Here is a 20,515-nt window from a genome sequence, read left to right on the forward strand (position 1 = left end):
GGGTCGCTCCACCCGGAGCGGCGCCGGACACCCGGTTTGGGCGCGATCAGGTGAAGGGCGAGGTGAAGAGACCGGCGAGGGCGCGCGGCTCTCGCGGTCACAGACGGGGGATGGGATGGTGCCAGCGGTGGGCCGGAGCGGCGCTGTGAGAGGGCTGCTGGTCCTGCTGGGCCTTCTCTGGCTGTGCGGGCTTTGCGCCGCCGCCGAAGGACCCGCCCCGCTGGTGTTGAGCGATGCGCAATCCACCTTCTCCCTGGAAGGCCATCTGGCGGCGTTTCACGATGTGGGCGGCGAGATGGACCTTGCGGCGGTGGAAGCCGCGGCCGCCGCCGGTGCCTTCGAGCCGGTCGCCGGCGCCTTCAATCCAGGCGTCGACAATGCTGGCGCCTGGTGGCTGCGGTTCGAGCTGCGCGCCACCGGGCAGGGGGGTGGGCAAAGGGGCGGGGCCTGGTGGCTCGCGGTGGATGCCCATCCGCTGACGGGGGAGGTGGATGCGCTGGTGCCGGTGGCCGGAGCGGATGGGCGGACGGCCCATGCGTGGCGCATGTCTGGCACCGACCGGCCGGTGGCGGCACGTGACCTGCCGGTATCGCTGTTCGTGTTCCGCATGGATCTGCCGGCCGATGAAGGCCAGGTGGTCTATGTGCGTCTCGCCGGCAGCCGCACCATTCGGGCGCAGGTGCAGGTGTCGCGCCTGCCGGAGCTGGTCGGCGGTATCGTATCCGTCACCACGGTGCTGTCGGCGCTGCTGGGGGCGGCCGCGCTGCTGGCCGTGGCGGCGGCGGTGGTGGGCGCGTGGCTGCGGGAGCGCACGCTGGTGCTGCTCGGCGTCAGCACCGGCCTGATGACGGGGCTGCAGGTGGTCATCAACGGCCTTGCCCTGCAGCTTCTGTCCGGCTTTTCGCCGACCGTCGTCTATACCCTGCACGGGGCGCTGCTGTATCTCACCGCCTGTTCCATGATCGTCACCATCATGGCCATCTTCCGCGGCTTCAGGCAGATGCCGTGGACGCGGCGCTTCATGCAGGGGTTCCTGGCCTTCTGCCTGGTGGGGCTGGTTCTGGCGCCGTTCGGGCAGCACGCGCAATTGCTGCCGGTGCTGCTGGTGCTCTCGCTTGTGTTCTGCGCGCTGACGATCCTCGCCTCCTACCGCCGGATGCGCGCGGGGGAGACGGCGGGCCTTTGGTATTTCATCGGCTTTTCCGTCTACAATGTGGGGCTCATGGCCTATGCGGGCCGGGTGCTGGGCCTGTTGCCCCTGACGGCGCTGAGCGCCTGGGTGTTCCCGGCCTTGGTGCTGGGGCAGATCCTCGCCATCTTCATCGGCATCGCCGTCGCCATGCAGGGCAGCCAGAAAACCCGCAGGGAGCTGGAGCACCGCCTGCTCGTGACCTCGCAGCGGAACGAGAAGGTGCTGGAAGCGGCGGTGGACGCGCGCACCCTGGCCCTGCGCGAAGAGAATGCCGCCCGCAAGGAGGCGGAGCGGGCGCTGCGCCAGGCCCTGCGCGAGCAGCGCAACCTGGTGTCCATGGTGAGCCACGAATTCCGAACGCCGCTCGCCACCATCGGCGCGGCGGTCCATGTGATCCGCGAGGGGGAGAGCCCGCTCGGCGGAATGCAGGCGCGTGAGCTGGGCAAGATCGGCCGGGCCGCCACCCGCCTGGGCGGCCTCATCGACACCTTCCTGGCGGAGGAGTGGTTCGACCGGGCCGCGCTGCAGCTCAATGTGCGCCGGGTGGACCTCCGGGCCCTGCTGGCGGAGGTGGCGGCCGATGCGCGGACCGAGGATGAGCGCACCATCGCCGTCAGTGGCCCCCGCGACCTGCCGGCGCTGGTCGATCCCCTGTTGCTGCGGCTGGCGGTGGGCAATCTCGTGAGCAATGCGCTGAAATACAGTTCCGGGCGGGTGGAGATCGGGTATCGCGCGGGCGGGGGAGCCATCGAGATCCGTGTTGCCGATGAGGGGCAGGGGGTGGATCCGGCGGAGCGCGAGGCGATCTTCGAGCGCTATTATCGCTCGGCCTCCCATGCCGCCTTGCCGGGCGCGGGGCTGGGGCTGTTCATCGTCCGCCAGGTCGCGACCCTGCATGGCGGCAGCGCGCGGGTGGAGGACGGCGCGCCGGGCAGCGCCTTCGTCATCACCCTTCCGGAACGCCCTGACGCGCCATCCCCCGGCTAGGGCCGGATGTATGTCCGCGTGAGGAAAACGCGTCCGCTCGATCGGTTGGCGCATTCCCCCGTCGCCTGGAATGGGGAATGGTCGGGAGCCGGTTCCAGGGTGCCCTGAGCGGGGGCGGGCGTGGCGCCGGGACAAAGGAGTGGACCGCATCCGATGACAGTGGCAGACGCGAAGAGACGCCTGGAGGATCCGAACGCTGCGATCCGCGTGATCGTGGTGGAGGACGATGCGGACCTCTGCGAGAGCCTTGCCGCCTATCTGCGGCTGGCGGGCATGGAGGTGCGGGCCACGGGCAGCGCCGGCGGTCTTGAGCGGGCGCTCGAGGCGGCGCCGGCCGATGTGGTGGTGCTGGACATCAACCTGCCCGGCGAGACCGGCTTTGCCGCCCTCGAGCGGCTGCATCTGAACCGCCGCGCCGGCATCGTCATGCTCACCGGCCGCTCGGCGCGCCAGGACCGGCTCACGGGCCTCTCGCTGGGGGCCGACCACTATCTGGTGAAGCCGTTCGACATGACCGAGCTGGCACTCGTCATCCGCAACCTCCACGCCCGGCTGGAGCGCCTGGAGCGCCCGGCGAGCTGGTCCTTCGATCCCGAGCGCTGGGTGCTGACCAGCCCGGCCGGCCGCATGGTGACCCTGAGCCCCCTCGAATGCAGCCTGATCCGTCGGCTGATGGACTCGCCCGGCTGCCCGGTCAGCCGCGACGACCTCGCCGCGGCCGTGCAGGACACCCAGGAGGGGCCAACGGTGCGCGCCGCCCACCTGGAAGTTCTGATCTTCCGCCTCCGGCGCAAAGTGGAGAAGGGGTGCGGCTGCGACCTGCCGATCCAATCCGTGCGCGGCTATGGCTATGTCTTCATGCACGACGCCCCGTGCGACCCATCGGTGCGCCCCGGCGGATGAAGCCTTGCCGCCGGAGCCGCGATCTCCCGGCCGCTATACCTGCGGTGGAACACCGCGCGTGGGTCGCATATCGATATATGTAATTTTATGTAATTACACTTCATTTCGACAATGGAATCGCATCTCGATTCCGGAATAACGGGCGACAACCCGCAAATGTCTCCGATTGTCCCAGCAGATAGGCCGCATTAAGTCGCTGAAGATTCGCGCATTCCCTAAATGTAATTGACAGGGCTCCTCCCGGTTGCCCTATTGAAGCCGCAAGGGCACCCGCTTGGGCGCGGCTCTGGGGGCGAAGACTGTCAGGGCAGTCGGGGTCTGCCGTTTGGCGGTTGCCCTTGCATGGTTCGTTCGGCCTTGGGGAGCGGATCGGGGGGCGTCCTGCGGCGCCGGACGGGGAGAGCCCGAAGCTCCACCGGAGCTTGGGGTGCGCGGTCGTCTTTGCTTCGATCCACGGTCTTCAGGAGCATCTCGATCCTGCGGAGCGCCCTGCGGCGTTTCCACATGGCCGAGCGGGTTCATGCCAGGGGGGAGGCTTGACCTGATGATGGTCCGGGAGACGAAGAGCGTGGTTGCGGGCGGGGACGATTTCCGCGCGCCCGTGGAGACAGGCTGCAAGACGGAAGCGAACGTCGCGACCGATCGAAACGGCAAGCGTGCGCGTCATGTGGCGCGCCTCGCCACCACGCTGATGTTCCAGTCCACGGCGCTGGCCACCAGCCTCGTCGGCCTGCCGGTGCTGCTGCCGACCTATTCGCGGGCCTATGGCCAGGCGAGTTGCAGCCCTTCCGTGGCGACCATCACCACCAATTATGATGCCTCCACCAAGAGCATCACATGCACCATCCCCTCGGGGGCGGTGACGCAATCGCAATACGCCTATGCCGGCGTCTACACCTGGTACGATAATTCCAGCCCGCACATCAGCCAGCCGGGTCTGTCGATCAACATCATCAACTCCGCGACCATCGACGTCAGCTCGGGCACGCCGACGGTCAACATGATTGACCCGACGGCCACCGGCCTGCCGCGCATGGCCAGCACCCAGTTCAACGGGGTTGCCGTCTATTCCCGCGGCAACGACACCACCGGTTCCGGCAAGAACGTTTCGGGCGGCGACGGGGGCACCCTCGTCATCACCAATTACGGCGCCATCACCAACGCTCCGGGTGCCGGCATCCAGGCCTATTCCCTGGGCGGCACTGGCTCCACCGCCAGCTCGGCGGGCACGGGCGGCGCGGGCGGGTCCATCGTGATCTCGTCGTTCGCCCCGGTCAGCGCGGAATCGTTCGGTATCGTCGCCATATCGCGGGGCGGCCATGGCGGCGCGGCGAGCCTGACCACCGAAAGTTCGGCCTCGGGCGGCAATAGCGGCACGGTGCAGATCGTCGTCACCGGTTCCGTCGCGTCTACAGAAAGGGGCGCCGGCGTCCTCGCCGCCTCGTATGGCGGTGATGGCGGGCGCACGGGAAATTACGGCGGCGGCGGCAATGCCGACGGGGTGCAGGTGATGGTGGGCACGCGGGAGACGGGGTTCTCCGGCTCGATCGCCACCAATGCACCCAACAGCCTTGGGGGAAATCTCTCGGCGCGGTCCATCAGCACCGGCGCGGCCATCTCCGCCGTTGCCTATGGCGGCGACGCCTATCGCGATGATGGCGGCAATGCAGGCCAGGTCGCGGTGACCCTCTATGGCACTTCCACCGCCCAGCTTGTCACCGCCGGGAAAAACTCGGCCGGCATCTATGCCCTGAGCTATGGCGGGCGCGGCAACGGCGAGGACAACAAGGGCGGCAGCAGCGACGGTGTGACGGTGACGACCGTCGGAAGCGGGCAGATCACCACACAGGGCGCCTATTCCTCGGGCATCGTGGCTGTCTCCCTGGGCGGGCTTGGCCAGAGCAAGCAGACCAGCGCCGATAAGAACACCGCGATAGGCGGGCAGGCAGGCGCGGTCTCCGTGACCAACGTCATGTCCATCTCCACCTCGGGAACCCAGTCGTCGGGCGTCTTCGCCCTCTCGGCGGGGGCCGGTGGCGGGCTCTACAACAACAGCTCCAGCGGCAGCTTTACCTGGGGCGACCAGAACGCCAATTCCGATGCGGGCGCCGACGTCACCGTGATCAATCATGGCGTCATCCGCACTTATGGCGTGGATTCCCACGGCATCCTGGCCCAATCCGTCGGCGGCGGTGGCGGCGCGCTCAGCTCCAGCGGCGCCATCGCCCTCAATGCCAATGGCACCGTTGAGACGAACAATTACGGCCAGTCCAGCACCCAGCAGGGCGTGGGCGGGCAGAGCGCCAACATCTATGGCGGCACCGTCACCGTCACCAACACCGCGGCCATCTCCACTTTCGGCGGCTATGCGGCGGGCACCGTCACCAACAATCTCGCCTGGGCCGGCGCGTCCCGTTATGCGGACGTGGGCGGCAGCATCGCCATTCTCGCCCAGTCCATCGGCGGCGGTGGCGGCACCAATATGGGTGTGGGCGCCTCCGGCCTGTTCGGCGGCGGCGGCTCCGCGGGCGCGGGCAGCCCCGGCGGCACCGTTTATGTGAGCAATTCGGGAACGCTGACCACCCTGGGTTCGGAAGCCCACGGCATCGTCGCCCAGTCCATCGGCGGCGGCGGCGGCGCGGGGCGCAACAAGCACGGCCTGTTCTTCGCCGTGGGCGGCAATGGCGGCCCCGGTGGCGCCGGCGGTGAGGCGACGGTGGTCAATTCGGGCACCGTGGTCGTCAGTGGGGATTATGCCTCGGGCGTCATCGTCCAGTCGGTGGGCGGCGGCGGCGGCGCGGGCGGCAAGGCCACCACCTGGGGCGGCGCGCTCTCGGTGGCGAAGGGCGGCTCCGGCGGCAGCGGTGGCGCGGGCGGAACCGCCTATGCCCATCTGACGGCGGACAGCGCCATCACCACCCGGGGCACCAATGGCAGCGCCGTGCTGGTGCAGTCCATCGGCGGCGGTGGCGGCACGGGCGGCGCCGCCAAGGCCACTTCGGCCAGCATCGGCATCGGCATCTCCCTCGCCTTCGGCGGGACCGGTGGCGGTGGCGGCGCGGGTGGCGGAGCCAAAGCCGTCAATGCCGGCGCCATCACCACCTATGGCGCGGATGCGGCGGCCATTACGGTGCAGTCCATCGGCGGCGGTGGTGGCGCCGGCGGCACGGCCACCGCCAAGTCGCTGGTGGCGGGCGTTCCCATCGATGAATCGGGCAATACCCTCTCGGTGGCGCTCAGCTTCTCCCATGGCGGCACGGGCGGTGATGGCGGCAATGGCGCCATGGCCACGGCCAGCAACGTGGCAGGCGGGACCATCACCACCCATGCCGACGGCTCGGTGGGCATGCTGGTCCAGACCATTGGCGGCGGCGGCGGCGCGGGCGGCGATTCCTACGCCAATGCGTCGGCGGGCGTGTTGCAGAAGATGGTGAACTACGCCACCGGAGCGTCCGACCCGGAAAGCTTTGATTTCTCGGTGACTGTCACGCTGGGCGGGGGCGGCGGCGGCGGTGGTTCGGGCGCCAGCGCCAGCGCCTATAACAATGGTTCGATCACCACATCGGGCCTGTTTTCCGACGGCATCATGCTGCAGTCCATCGGCGGCGGCGGCGGCAATGCCACCACCGGCAACGGCAAGAGCACGGCGGCGGACGGCAAGGTTTCGGCCTCGCTCTCCATTGGCCTTGGCGCCCTGGGCGGCAGTGGCGGCACCGGCGGTGATGTCTATGCCGGCAATGGCACCACCGGCACCATCGCCACGTCCGGCAACAATTCACGCGGCATGCTGGTTCAGTCCATCGGTGGCGGTGGCGGTACCGCCGGCGGGGGTGGCGGCACCGCGGCGGGCACCGTGGGCGTGAGCATCGGCCTTGGCGCACAAGGCTCGGATGGCGGCTCGGGCGGCCGCCTCCAGGTCTGGAATGCCGGGTCCATCGTCACGTCCGGCGACTGGTCGGACGGCATTCTGGCCCAGTCGGTGGGCGGCGGCGGCGGCATGGCGGGGGCGGGGGATTCCTCCATCACCGTTCCCACCCCCAGCACCATCACCAATTACCTGCCCTCCGGCGACACGGCGGCGCAGACCTCCGAGCTTGCGATCACGGCGGGCGAGAGCGGTGGCGATGGCGGTAATGGCGGCGAGGTGATCGTCGGCCGCACCGCACGGGCCTATTCGGGCGCCGCCGGCAGCGATGTCGTCGTGTCCGGAAGCATCGCGACCTCCGGCATCCTGTCCAACGGCATCACGGCCCAGTCCATCGGCGGCGGCGGCGGCGCGGCGGCGGTCTCCACCGGTTCCTCGGCGGGCAGTTCGTCGGGGCCGTTCTATGCCGGGCTGTCGCTGGGCGCCTCGGGCGGTTCCGGGGGCGGTGGCGGGATTGTCGAGGTCTATGCCGGCAACATCACCACCACCGGCTTCGCCTCCAGCGGAGTGGTGGCCCAGTCCATCGGCGGCGGCGGTGGCACCGGCGCGGTGTCGGGCTTTGCCGTGCCCTCCATCAAGCTCAATATCGGCGGCAGCTCCACCCAGGCGTCCACCGGCATCGGCGGGGATGTCACCGTCTCCACCCTGGTGGGCACAATGATCCAGACGGCGGGTGACGATGCCTTCGGCGTGGTGGCCCAGTCCATCGGCGGCGGCGGCGGCTTCGCGGCCATCGCCCAGGGCAATGCCTCCGCGGCCAGCGGGGCCGGCTATGAGAAGGCGCTGAAGGCGACGCTGGGCGGCATCACCACCAATAGCGGCAGCACCGGCGACGCCGGTACCGTGACCGTCGACGTGCAAGGCTCCATCCAAACCTCCGGCGCGCGGGCGAGCGGCGTTCTGGCGCAATCCATCGGTGGCGGTGGCGGCGCGCTCAGCGTGCCTTCGGCGCTCATCGACGAAGTGGTGTTCCAGCATGCCGACGGGCAGGCGGGCGCGGCCTATGCCGTGGGCGTCTCCCTTGGCGAGGGCGCCGGCATCGTCACCAGTGGCGACGGCGCCTTCGGCATCCTGGCCCAGTCCATTGGCGGCGGCGGCGGCATCATTGCCGACACCTCGCAGGCCATCGTCGCCAATGCGGGGAGCAGCACGGCGTTCACCTATGCGTCCGGCCAGGCGGCGGCGGGGGGCGATCCCTCGGTGTCGATCGCGCTCGCGTCGGGCAGCCGCATCGTCACCACGGGCAGCAATGCCCACGGCATCTTCGCCCAGGCCTTCTCGGGCGGCGGTGGCCTGATCCAGGCGGCCAACGGCACTACCTATGCCGGCCCCCTCAACCGCAATGGCGGCAGCACCGGCACCATCGACGTCACCGTGGGCGGGACCATCGCGGTTTCCGGCGAAGGGTCGTGGGGTATCTGGGCCCAGAGCGGCCTCGGTACCAGCTATGTCACGGTGCAGGATGGCGGCCATGTGCTCGCCCTCGGCGAGAGCGCGGGCGGCATCTACAGCGCTTCCGCGACCGGCATCGTGAAGGTGGAGGCGGGCGGCTCCCTCTCGGTGGAGGCGGCCGATGCCTATGCGGTCCGGTCCGGAGGGCTGGCGGAAACCGTCACCGTCGCCAATTTCGGCCGAATTCGCGGCAATATCGATCTTGCGGCGAGCGGTGCCACCGAGGTGAAGAATGCCGGCGCCGCGACGGTCGTCACAGGCAGCGTCGCCAATGTGGGGGTGTTCAACAATTACGGCAGCATTGATGTCGGCGGCGTCGGGCACATCACCACGACCACCTTCTCCAATGACCTTGCGGGCCTCGCGACTCCGGTCACCACCGCGGCGGAATCCGAGGCCAGCTGCGCCAGCTGGGGCTGCCAGACCCTGACCTATTTCAGCGGTGTGACGCCGCAGACCTGGAGCTCTCCCACCACCGGCAGCAATGGCGGTGTCATCGCCCATGTGGACGTGGACATGGCGAAGGGGCGCTCGGACCAGTTCATCGTGAATGGCAACCTCTCGGGCGCCTTCGCCGTGACGTTGGCTCCGACCTCCCTGCTGCCGGGACACACGGTCGACCTGTTCCAGGTGAAGGGCAGCAACGATGCCACCGTCACCGTGCTGCCGACCCTCCTCTACCAGTTCACCACGCCCACCTTGCAGTCGAATGGCTGGTATGGCTTCTCGGTCGCCAGCGCCAACTTCACGCCAGCCGGCTGGAGCACCTCCAGCACCAATGCCACCAAGGCGGCAGAGGGCCTCAACTCGGCCTGGGTGGCATCCGCCAATGGCGGGGCGGGCCTGACCTCCGCCACCGAGATCGACCTCGGCGCGGTGTTCGGCCTGTTCTATGCGGCGACGCCCACCAGTTATGAAACCCTGCTGTCCAAGCTCTATTCGGCCACCTCCCTGGTGCCGTTGGCGACGGCGTCTGAAAATGCCGTGTCGGTGGCCTCCAGCGTGCTGAGCTGCCCGGACTTCGTGCCTGGCTCAGTGCTGCTGGAGGAGGGAAGCTGCGTGTGGGGTCGCGCCCTCGGCGGCACCATGGACCGCAGCTCCACCGCCAGCATGTCCGGCTTCTCCGGCTCGGGCGCGGGGCTGCAGACGGGCGCGCAGAAGGAGTTTGCCGATGACTGGTTCCTGGGCGGAACCATCGGCTATCTCGCCAACTGGTACGAGGGCGACAGCCGGGCGGAAACCCTGAACACCACCACCGCCTTCGGCGCCATCGCGCTCAAGCATCAGATCGGGCCGTGGCTGTTCGCCCTCGCGGGTGGCGGCGGCTACAGCTGGGGCGAATCCACGCGCACCATCTCGGCCGGCTCCCTGTTCGCGCAGGCGGAAGGCACGCCGGATTCAGGCTTCGCCTTCGGTCGCTTCCGCGCCAGCTACCAGTTCCTGTTCGGCGACAGCTTCTATGCCAAGCCGATCGTGGATCTGGACGTGATCGGGGTGAGGCAGCGGGCCTATACCGAGACCGGGGCCGGCGCCCTCAACCTGATGGTGGACAGCGCCAGCTCCGTCGTCTTCGGGGTCACCCCCGCCATCGAGTTCGGCGCCCGCGCGGAGCTTGCCCCGGGGCTGGTCGTGCGGCCCTATCTCGACCTGGGCGTGAGCTTCTTCTCGAGCGGCGAGTGGACCTCAAGGGCGCGCTTTGCCGGAACGCCGGGCATGATGCCCTTCGAGACCACCTATCCCATCGCCGATACGGTGGGCCGGATGCTCGCGGGCGTCGACCTCTATGGCGCCAACGGCTTGGAAATGAAGGTACAGTACGGCGCCAACATCGCTGACGACTACTTCAGCCAGAGCGGCTCCCTGCGCTTTGGCTACAAGTTCTAGGGGCGTTTTCCTCGCGCGCCCTGGTCTCCAGCTCGCGTGACGACACTCCAGGAAACCGCTTCAGGAAACCGCACGACGCGGAAGGCCGGCTTGCCCGGCCTTCTCCACCCGAGGGACATCGCAACCTTGACGACAGATTCCCACGACACGCCGCAAGCCGCGGTGCCGGCTGCCGGCGAAACCTCTGCGGATGCGCCGGCCCCCCTGGCGCAGGCGGATGCCCCCGCCGCCCAGGAGATCGCCACCCGCATCACGTGTTCGCGCGGGTTGCCGCAATGGCTGGCGCTGCACAATTGCTCGCTCGCCGTCACCTCCTACCAGACCGGCCAGCTCTTCCTGGTGGGGGTGCTGCAGAATGGGGCGCTGTCCATTCACCAGCGCAATTTCGTGCGCGCCATGGGCCTCATCGGTGATGGACAGACGCTGCTTCTGGCCGGCCTCGCGCAGGTCTGGCGCTTTGAGAACGTGCTGGCGCCGAACGAGCGGGCGAATGAGCATTTCGACCGGCTGTATGTGCCCCGACGCGGCCAGACCGTGTCCGATCTCGATGTGCACGAGCTCGGCATCGATACAGGCGGGCGGCTGATCTTCGTCAACACCAAGTATTCCTGCCTCGCCACCGACAGCGCGGTGCACAGTTTCAAGCCGGTGTGGCGGCCGCCCTTCATTTCCCGCCTGGCGCCGGAGGATCGCTGCCACCTCAACGGCCTGGCCATGGAAGAGGGCGTGCCGCGCTACGTCACCGCCGTGTCCACCACCGATATCGTGGACGGCTGGCGCGACCGGCGCCGCGACGGCGGCGTGATCGTGGAGATCGCCACCGACGAGATCGTGGCGGAAGGTCTCTCCATGCCCCATTCGCCGCGACTGCATGAGGGTGCGTTGTGGTTCCTGGATTCCGGGAACGGCTATCTCACCCGGCTGGACCTTCAGAGCCGGGAGCGGGCGCGGGTGGCCTTTTGCCCCGGCTTTCTGCGCGGGCTGTCCTTTCACGATGGCCACGCGGTGGTCGGCCTCTCTTTGGCGCGGCGGGAAGGCGTGTTCTCGGGCCTCGCCTTGCAGGATGAGCTGGAGCGGCGCGGCGCATCCGCCTGGTGCGGGGTTCAGATCATCGACACGCGCCATGGCGACATCGTGGAATGGCTGCGGCTGGAAGGCGGGGTGCGCGAGCTGTTCGATGTGCGGGTGCTGCCCGGAGTGCGCTGCCCCATGGCGCTGCCCACCTTCGGCCCGGAACTGGCGAGCTTCATCACCATCGAGGCCCCCGACCGGCCCCTGAGCGAGCGCGGGTGGAACCCGGCCTGAGCGGTGGACGATGAGGGGGCGGCCGCTGCCCGGTCCGCGCGCTCGCGCAAAGCCTAATCGACGCAGACCCGATTTCGCCCCTGCATCTTGGCCTGGTAGAGCGCGTGGTCGGCACGGCCGAGCAATTCGTCCAGCAGCGTTTCCTCGGGCCGGAGGGTAGCGACACCCACGCTCACGGTGACCGCCGGCAGCCCTTGCGGGGTGGAGGTGGCGACGGCGTGGCGCAGCCGTTGGGCGATGATTTCCGCATCCGTGCGGTTCGTGTCGGGAAGCAGCACCGCGAACTCCTCGCCGCCGATGCGCGCGAGCACCGTGCCCTCGCGCAGGTGCTTGCGCGCCACCTCGGCGAACTGCTGGAGAACGCGGTCCCCCGTGGAATGGCCATAGGTGTCGTTGACGCGCTTGAAGAGATCAAGGTCGATCATCAGGATCGAGACGGCCTGTCGGTGCGGATGGCTGGCGGCTGCGAGCGTGCCTTGTGCCATGTCCATGAAATAGCGCCGGTTGAACAGGCCGGTCAGCCCGTCATGCGCCGCAAGGTCGCCGAGCCGGGCGCTGTATTCTCCCACGTTGCGCACCAGCGGCCGGAAGATCAGCAGGGCCTCGAGCACCAGGGCGAGCAGCAGCCCGCCCAAGAGGGCTTTCTGCACCCGCCGCAGCTGTTCGATATGGCGTGTGGCCTGGTGCTCGAACAGCGTCACGGCGCCGTCGAGGGCCTGCAGAAGGGACTCTCGCGCGGCACCCTGGATTTCCCCATAGGCTTCTGGCGAGCCGTTGCCCGTGAACTCCCGCGCCGCCGCGATGTAGCTGCGCACCGCGGGATCGAGGGCATTGGGGCCTTCGAAATAATATCCGCGCATCTCCTTCGGCAGGGGATGGATGATGCCCAGGTCGTTGCCGTCGATCAGGGCGGCATGGGAACGCGCCATCAGGGCAATGCTCTGATGCAGCGGCTCCCGGCTCATTTCGTCGCCGTTCTTCAGGTGGTTCGAGAGCAGGGCAATGCGCTGCGACAGCATCCGCTGCCGCCCGGCGACGTTGATGATGGTGGCGGAGTCGCGCTGATCGAGGATCACCCGATCAAGCAGCAGGTGGACCGCCGTGGTGAGGAGGCCGATAACCAGGAGGCCGAAGGCATAGGCAAGCGTCATCCTGCGCGCGAGCCGTCCGTCGACCTGGGCCCTTCGCACCGGCGACCGACTGAATTCCACGCCACGCTCTCCCGGGTATCAATGTGGGCGGAAGTGGCCGGGCTCACATGAGGCCGCCGCGATCATCCCCCCGCGCCCCGTGGGCGCTGAAGATGGCGGCGGAGCTGTCCACTCTCGGAAGTGGCGAGCTCACAACGCACGTTTCTACCGTTATTGCGCAGCATTAGTCTGGTCAATGTTAACCCTGGCGTGCGCTAGGCCGCATTGCCAGCCCTGGTTTGCGCCGGATCGGCCATCGCGGTGAGCGCTGCCGGATCGAAGCCTGACGCCTCCCCGCGCCGGCTGTCCCCCGCCGTCCTGCCTCCTGGTTCGGCGGTAGGGTCCGGTCCAACGGACGACCGAAACTGACGCAGTGCAGGTGCATCAATTCAATCCGGAACGACCATGGGGCATCCCTTCACCGGCTCGCGCCGGGTCGATACGGGCCGCGCGATGGTGCAAACCGGCCCGCGGGGGCGACTATTTTGCCCCGAAGCCCCGGTGCCAGGTATCAATTCCCGGATGAGATCGAGACGGTATGGTGGTTACATAGTGCTGTTTCCCGATGCCGGATCCACTCACGTCGCATCCCCTTCGCGCCCCCGAACACGAGCACCCCGCGATGACCACCAAGCCACAGACGAGCGCGGCCCCGCTCCCCTCCGCCGAGGCGGCGGGCGGTGTGGATGGCGCCAGTGCCTGCGTCGGCATCTTCTGGTTCGTGATGCAGGCCGGCCATCCCGAGCTTCTCACCTGCCAGACGCCATGGCCCGATGCGGAGGACTATGGCGACTTCAAAACCGAAGCGATGGCCCATTACGATTTCTGGTCCGGGCTGAGGAAGAGGCTGAAGCTTACGGGCGAGTACGAGGACTGGCCCCGTGGGCGCGTGGTCTACCACGTGCGTGATGAGGTCTTCACCGCCTATATCGACCGGCAACTGGCGGGCGATGCGTTTCGCGCGGCGATCATCGAGGCCTTCCACTTGCCGCCCGAACGGACCCGCTTCGCCTTTGACGCCCATTACAGCGGCGGGTCAGGCTCACCGGCCGAGCCTGACCCGCCGCGAGCGGGAAGGGGGGAGCGAACGCTCGGATGCCGGGATGCCTGCAAGCCACCGGGCGCCATGGCGCCGGCGCCCGGTGCCCGCTTGGCGCGTGGCCTGAGGGCGTGACCGGGGCGATGGCCGATGCCCGGCGCCTTCGGCACCACCAGGGGGCCTCGACTCAGCCATTCTCGCCTTTGGGTCCCCGTCTCGTTGCGACCAGGGGCGTTGGCGCTGTTCCGTCCATTCTCGCTTGGAGACGCCCGGGTGTGGAGTACAGCCCGGGCGCGCGGCGGTCACTCATCGGGGAGGGCGGACGGTTTCCAGGCAAGTATCCAGGGGCTCCACGGCGGCGTCGGGTGCAGAGCCCTGGAGCTCGGCGAAGCTGATCATCCCCGCGGTGACCCAATGGATGGCGACCAGCACCGGCCCTCGGCGCGGATCGAGAGCGCGAAGGCCGGCGACATAGGCCGAGAGCTGGGGCCAGTGGCGCCGGAAGCCAGCCTCGAAATCCCGATCCGCATCGCTCTTGTGGTCGATAAGGGCGAGGCCGGCCTCGCCCTCGGCCAGAAGATCGAGGGTGGCGGAAAGTTGCGCTCCGCCGGCAAGGGTCGCCTCCATCGGAACCTCGGTGGTGATCCGCGCATAGCCGCGCGCGGCAAGCCAGGCGCGCAGTGCCTGTGCGCGACCCGCCAGGATCTGCGCATCCTCCGGCACGAGGCCGAGATGGGAGGGAAGACGCGGCGCGATGTCTGGGCGCGTCAGCAGCAGACGCAGGGCTTCGTGGAGCGCGGTGCCACATGCCGCCGCGGAGGTCCATGACCGTTCGCCCGGCTGCCATTCGGCCGCGTCCAGCAGCTGCGTTTCGAGCTTATCCGGCGCGGCGACGAGCGATGCGGGCAGCTGCGAGGGCACGAGCCGTGCGGGACCGGCGTCCGCCCGCGCAGCGCATGGCGCCACGGCGCGGCGGCCGAGGCGCGGCAAAGTCGGCACGGGCACCGGGCGCGGCGTGTCGAACTCGGGTGGAATCGTCTTTCCGCAGAAGGAAACCCTTGCGGAATGGCGCTTCCCGCCGATCGCGATCGCGCCCGCCTCGACGCTCATGTGGCAGCGCGTGGCCAGGAGGGCGGCTGCGGAGAAGCACGGCTCATCGGGCTGGATCAACGCCTTTTGCACGGCGGCTGCCGGCCATTCGAGCACCAGCGTGTCGCGCGCGCGGGTGAGCGCCACATAGGCGAGGCGACGGGCTGTGGCCTCAGCCTGCGGCGCCTGCGCCGCGAAGAAGCGGTCTGCGACCGCGGGGGCGGCGAAGGCGGGGGAGAAATGCAGCCGCGTGCGCTCGATCAGGCGGTCGAGGTCGGAAAAGTCGGAGCAGACGCTGGAAAGCGCGCCGGTGCGTGGGTCGAACCCATGGTCGAGGCCGGCCACGGCGACCACCGGCCATTCCCGGCCCTTGGAGGCGTGCCAGGTGACCACCTCGATGCCCTCGGCCTTCCGGCCGGTGGGATCGGCATGCCGATTGAACCCGCGCTCGCCGATCTGGGACGCCAGCCAGCCGAGGAAGACCTTGGCGCCGGAGCCGTGGAAGCCGGCCGCCGCGCGCATGTCCCGATGGGTCGCGAGGAAGGCGTCGGCCTCCGCTTCCAGCCGGATGAGGTCGGCGCGGGCCTCCCCGGGCTCCTCCTGGACCTCGCAGAAATCCCTCAGCCGGGCGGCCGCGATCACCTCGCCCAGCAGGGCGCGCACGGTGCGCCGCGGCGCATCTTCCGCAAGGGCACGCAAGTTGTCGAGAGCGGGGTGGGTGAGGTCTTCGGTGTCGATGAGCTGGCGCAGGGCGGCCTCAAGCGGCACCCGCGGCGGACCGAGCACCAGGAAGCACAGCGCGGCGTGGAGATCCTGCGGGTCGTCCGCAACCTCCAGCGCGTGGCAGGCCGCCTGAACGATGGCGCTGCTCCACCATCCGTTCCGGTTCACCTGAACCGGCAGGCCGAGCGCGCGCAGGGTGTCCGCATAGGCGGCGCACTGGGTGTTGGTGGGGCACAGGACGGCGATGTCCCCCGGCCGCAGGGCTCGCGCCTCGCCCGTGTGACGATCGGTGATGCGCGTATCGGCGCGGGCCAGCATGGCGGCGATGTGGGCCGCGAGGTGGTGCGGTGGCCGTACCTCGCTCCGCCCCCTGCGCGGGGCTTCGGTGACCACCACCTCGAGCGCGCTGCTGGAAGATTGCGCGCGCGTCGGTGCCAGTGGGTCATAGGCCTCCGGAAACAGGCCCGCCCCCAGGTCGTTCACAAAGGCCATGATGCGCGGATCGGACCGCCAGTTGCGGTCGAGGGGCTTGACCTGGTCCGCGAAGACGCCCGCGATGGCGCCCATCAGCCGTGCATCCGCCCCTTGGAAGCCCATGATGGCCTGCTTCATGTCACCCACCAGGATGGTGCGTGGCGCGTGGCGGGCGAGCGACCAGACGAGGTCGAACTGGATGGGGTTGGTGTCCTGGAACTCGTCGACGATCACGCAGTCGATCTCGTCGAGCACGGCATTGCGGACCTCCGGCCTCTCCCGCAGCAGGCGTGCGGCGTCGGCCACCATGTCCGCGAAGTCGATGACGCCCAGCTCCCGCTTGCGCGCCCCGTAGCGGGACAGGATCTGCTGGGCGCCGCCGACGAGGGCGCGCAGATGCTGGCAGGCATCGTCCAGCGGGCCGGGATGGCTCTCGAGCGCGGTGGCCGCGTCCATGACGGCCTGCGCCAGCACGTCATAGCCATCGGGGGTCGCGGAGCCGCGCTTGCTCTGGCGCAGGGCGCCGAGACGGGCCCAAAGCGCCCAGTCTTGGTCGAGACGCGTGCGTCCCCTGGCGTCGCAGAGGGCGCGATGGTCGCCTCGGAACGCGTCGCGGGCAGTGGCGCTCGTTGCCAGTCCGGCGAGGCTGTCCGGGAACGTGGCCAGCAGCGCCGTCACCGCGGCGTGCAGGCGTGCCGCCAGAGATCCGCCATCCGGCTCCACCGCGCCGTGGATGGCGCGGATCGCGGCCTCGGCCTCCCCGGCAAGGGCGGGATCCAGGCCGCGCGGGCCGAGATGGCCAAGCAGCGTCACCATGTCGAGCACCCGGGCGCGGAACGCCTCCTCGGCGCTGCCGCCGCCCCAGCCCGCCGCATAGCCGTGGCGTTTCAGATCGCCGGAGATGTCCTCCAGCGCGTCGGCATGGGCGAGGGCCCGGCGGATGAGCAGGTCGCGCTCGGCATCCGAGATGAGGCGCGGCGCTGGGGATGCGCCGGCCGCGAAGGCATGTTCGGTGACGAGTCTCAATCCCAGGCCGTGAATGGTGGACACATAGGCGCGCTCCACCGCCAGCGCTCCCTCCATGTGGCCGGCGGCCACGAGGCTCGCGCGGATGCGCTGGCGCAGCTCGGCGGCGCCGGCCTCAGTGAAGGTCACGGCCAGGATGCGCTCGGGCCGCACCTGGCCGCTCTTCACCCAGTCGAGCAGCTGGGTCTGGATGTGGTGGGTCTTGCCGGCGCCGGCGCCCGCCGGGACAATGCGCAGTTCAGGCGTCATCGCGGTCCGTCCTGGCACTGTTGCGCACGAAGGCAGAGACCAGAGGGCTTTCCTCCAGGGCGTAGGGCTTCACGCCGCCTTTGGCCATGTCTTCGAGCATGCTCCACTCCGGCAGGTTGAGCCGTCCGCCCGCCAGTGCCCGCAGCTCCGTGGCCAGCCGCGCGAGGGCCTCCGCGCCGATATCGGCATCGATCATCTCGACGCCGGGGACGGTATGGGTCGGCGCCGAGCCGTGGAGCAGCAGCGTGCCGTCCCGCGTGGTGTGGTAGGCGACGGCGATGGGCTGGCTGCCCGTGAGCCCCTTCGTTTCCAGTTCCGGATTGCCGGCGGACTGCTGCGCGAGCGCGCGATAAATCTCCACCTGCACGTCCCAGCCATTTTCCATGCGCCGGCGCCGCGCGGCGGCACCGCTGGTTTTATGGTCCACGATCACGAGGCCGCCGTCGGGCAGGCGTAGCACGCTGTCGACGAAGCCGCGGCACGGGATGCCCAGCACCTCGCCGCCCAGCGGCAGCTCATTGCCCAGGACCTGCGCGCCGAGGGCGGCCAGCATCCGGCGCCAGGCCATGAGCGCCGTGGTGAATTCAGCCGCGAGGCGGCGGCGCTCCACCATCCAGGGCGCGGCCATGAGGAATGGCGCAATATCCCGCACCGCGTCGGCCAGCAGCGCCGGAAGGCGGGTCTCAATCTCGGCCTCTTCGGGCAGAGCGTTCCCGGCGGGAAAGAGCTCTTCCGCCATCCGATGAAAAAGGCTGCCGATGGTGAGCACATCCAGCCCCTCCGGTTCCCAGGCCCGCGCGGCGATGCCGAGCTCGTTCAGCAGCCAGGCCAGCGGGCTCACCAGCAACCGGTCGAGCCGGCTTGGAGACTGGCTGCGCATGTGGCCTTCACCATCCTGGCGCAGTCGCAGCAGGTTCCGGCCGAGATCGAGCGCCGTGGGTACGGCGAGAGGGGCGAGCGGCAGGCCTTTGGTCTCCGGCGCGCGGGGCAGGGCCTCATCCCCGCCATCGCCTGACAGGTCGACGATCAATCGCTCCGGCTCCTCGCACCCGTTGAAGCAGCGCGCGAGGAGGCAGAGACTCGCGGCGGGCGCCAGCGGCGCGCCAGCCGGATCGCGATAGGGCACGAAGACGGTCAGGCTGTGGGACACGGCCATGAGCTGGCGGCGGAAGATGTCGAGCCGGCGGGACAGGGTCGCCTGCCGGCTTGGCAGGACGAGGCCGCAAGCCTTGCGGATCAGCTCGATCTCGCTGTCGAGAAACACCGGGCCGATGCCAGGCGATGCGGGAAATGCTCCTTCGGCAAAGCCGAGCAGCATCAGGTGCCGCACCGGACGATCAGGGGGCGTGCCATCGACACAGACGGTGACCGCATCGAGCAGGGCTGGCCCGTCCGCCTCAGCCTTGGCCTCTGCGACCTCAATGCGGCCGGTCAGTTCGTCCCATGCGATCTCGGCGGCGGGAGAGGCGGCGCGCAGGATGCCCACCAGCTCGCTGACACGCTGCGCGAGTTCCGCCACGTCCTCGGCCACCTCGGCATCGGTGGACAGAAGGCGGGGCAATCCTTCCATCAGCTGGGCCAGGTCATGGGCACGCGTGGGCCGCTCCGCCAGCAGGGCCAGCAGCGCGTGGCCCCGGCGATCCAAAGGTGCCAGCCGGGACAGCAGACTTGCTCCCTCCATCGCCGCCTGCGACAGCCTGCGCCCCACCTCGGCCGGCCAGGGCATGAGGGCGAGGCGCAGCAGGGAGGCCCGGGCCATCACGGGGGCCGAGGGGCGCAGGCAGGTGAGGACATGCAGCAGGCATTCGCCCGCGAGGTCCCGCGCATCCTGACCCGCCGGGAGGGCCGAGAGCGGCAGCCCCGCCCGGGCGAACGCCTCACGCACGAAGGGCACGTAAGTGGGACGGGATGGCAGGAGCAGGCCGATGCCGGATGGGGAGAGGTCCGGCTCGGCATCCAGCAGCCGCTGGGCGAGGCTCGCGGCCACATGGGCTTCGGCCTCCGCATCCCGCAGGCCGAACACCCGCACGCCCAGGTCACGCGTGACGCGGTGCGCCTGAGGTGACAGCAGCGCCGCCTGAAGGTGGCGCAGCGCCGTCCCCGGTGCTCCATGGCAAGCATCCCGTGCCGCGCGCAGTGCCGCCCGGCGATCCGCGATATCCGCCGGCAGGCCATGACGGGCGATGAGTGCTTCGATCACGGCGGTCTCGATCGCGCTCAGGCTCGTATCGTGCGGATCATGGATCACATGGAGGGGGTCGAGAATGTCGTCCGCCCGCGCCTCGATCACCGCGCGCAGGATCGCGAGCTCCGGGGGCAGCAGGTCGCCCAGCGCGTTCCACAGGTCGAGCAGGGCCGAGAGATGGCGATGGGCGCGGCGCTGCGGATCGAGCGCGCGCACATCCACTGCGTCCGGGCGCAGCGTGGCCGTTCCCATCATCACGTCACGAAGGGCGCGCTCCACAACCCGCGCGGTCTCGCCCGGCGCCACCGCAAAGCTGCCCGCCCATGGGCCGAAGCCGAGATGGGGCCGGAGGGCATCCGTGAAGCTGGTATCAGGGGCGGGCGGCAGCAGGTAGGAGCGCGCCAGCAGCGGCAGCGTGAGGGGCACGTCGCCGGGCAGGATGGCGCCCGCAGGCCGCGCCCGAACCGTCTCGAACATCACCTGTCTCCTCGCCACTCTCCTCGCCAGCGTCGGGCTGTCCCAGGCCTGGCGGGGCCGCGGCGAAAACCGCGGCCAGCTTCCTCCTGCCTCAGGATGCCCCGCTGCCCGACAGATTTGGTCGCAACGCGACGTTGCCGGCCGAGAATCTTCACGGCCAAAAAGCTTTCGCTGTCATGCGCCCTTGGCGCTGTGCGCGGGTATGCACCAGAAGGTTGTCGCAGCGCCAGCTTGGCCTTGAAGTCGGGTTCAGCCCATGGATACCCTGCCGGCGGCAGGAGGCGGCAGGAGGCGGCAGGAGGCGGCAGGAGGCGGCAGGAGGCGGCAGGAGGCGGCAGGAGGCGGCAGGAGGCGGCAGGAGGCGGCAGGAGGCGGCAGGAGGCGGCAGGAGGCGGCAGGAGGCGGCAGGAGGCGG

Annotated in this window: 8 protein-coding genes; 5 read left to right on the forward strand and 3 right to left on the reverse strand. The window is 69.5% G+C overall.

Going from position 1 to position 20,515, the window contains the following annotated elements; translation table 11 throughout:
• Positions 1-145 precede the first annotated feature (145 nt).
• From V5F26_RS04410 to V5F26_RS04425, 4 genes are all read left to right on the forward strand, one after another.
• The gene (locus V5F26_RS04410; RefSeq protein WP_394947818.1) at positions 146-2,179 is read left to right on the forward strand and encodes a sensor histidine kinase; all 2,034 of its coding nucleotides are present in this window, start codon (positions 146-148) and stop codon (positions 2,177-2,179) included.
• A 153-nt stretch (positions 2,180-2,332) separates the two neighbouring features.
• Positions 2,333-3,082 carry a response regulator transcription factor gene (locus V5F26_RS04415; protein WP_394947817.1) on the forward strand — a complete coding sequence of 250 codons (750 nt, stop codon included), beginning with the start codon at positions 2,333-2,335 and terminating at the stop codon, positions 3,080-3,082.
• Between the two features lie 544 nt (positions 3,083-3,626).
• Positions 3,627-10,343 carry an autotransporter outer membrane beta-barrel domain-containing protein gene (locus V5F26_RS04420; RefSeq protein ID WP_394947816.1) on the forward strand — a complete coding sequence of 2,239 codons (6,717 nt, stop codon included), beginning with the start codon at positions 3,627-3,629 and terminating at the stop codon, positions 10,341-10,343.
• 126 nt (positions 10,344-10,469) lie between these two features.
• Positions 10,470-11,648: a TIGR03032 family protein gene (locus V5F26_RS04425; protein ID WP_394947815.1), complete on the forward strand. Its 1,179-nt coding sequence runs from the start codon at positions 10,470-10,472 to the stop codon at positions 11,646-11,648.
• A gap of 53 nt (positions 11,649-11,701) precedes the next feature.
• Here the strand turns inward: V5F26_RS04425 and V5F26_RS04430 are convergent, their stop codons facing one another.
• Complete coding sequence (locus V5F26_RS04430) at positions 11,702-12,799, reverse strand: GGDEF domain-containing protein (protein WP_394947814.1); 1,098 nt, start codon at positions 12,797-12,799, stop codon at positions 11,702-11,704.
• Positions 12,800-13,460: 661 nt separating this feature from the next.
• Here V5F26_RS04430 and V5F26_RS04435 point away from each other — a divergent pair.
• On the forward strand, positions 13,461-14,012 hold the full coding sequence (locus V5F26_RS04435; protein ID WP_394947813.1) for a hypothetical protein: 552 nt from the start codon (positions 13,461-13,463) through the stop codon (positions 14,010-14,012).
• A 171-nt stretch (positions 14,013-14,183) separates the two neighbouring features.
• Here V5F26_RS04435 and V5F26_RS04440 read toward each other — a convergent pair whose 3' ends face one another.
• Entirely contained in the window at positions 14,184-17,438 is a 3,255-nt protein-coding gene (locus V5F26_RS04440) for a UvrD-helicase domain-containing protein (protein ID WP_394947812.1), read from the reverse strand.
• Entirely contained in the window at positions 17,428-20,100 is a 2,673-nt protein-coding gene (locus tag V5F26_RS04445; RefSeq protein ID WP_394947811.1) for a PD-(D/E)XK nuclease family protein, read from the reverse strand. Before V5F26_RS04445 ends, V5F26_RS04440 begins: the two co-directional genes overlap by 11 nt.
• Positions 20,101-20,515 lie beyond the last annotated feature (415 nt).

The sequence above is a fragment of the Xanthobacter variabilis genome (genome assembly GCF_043831965.2).
Classification (GTDB): Bacteria; Pseudomonadota; Alphaproteobacteria; order Rhizobiales; family Xanthobacteraceae; genus Xanthobacter.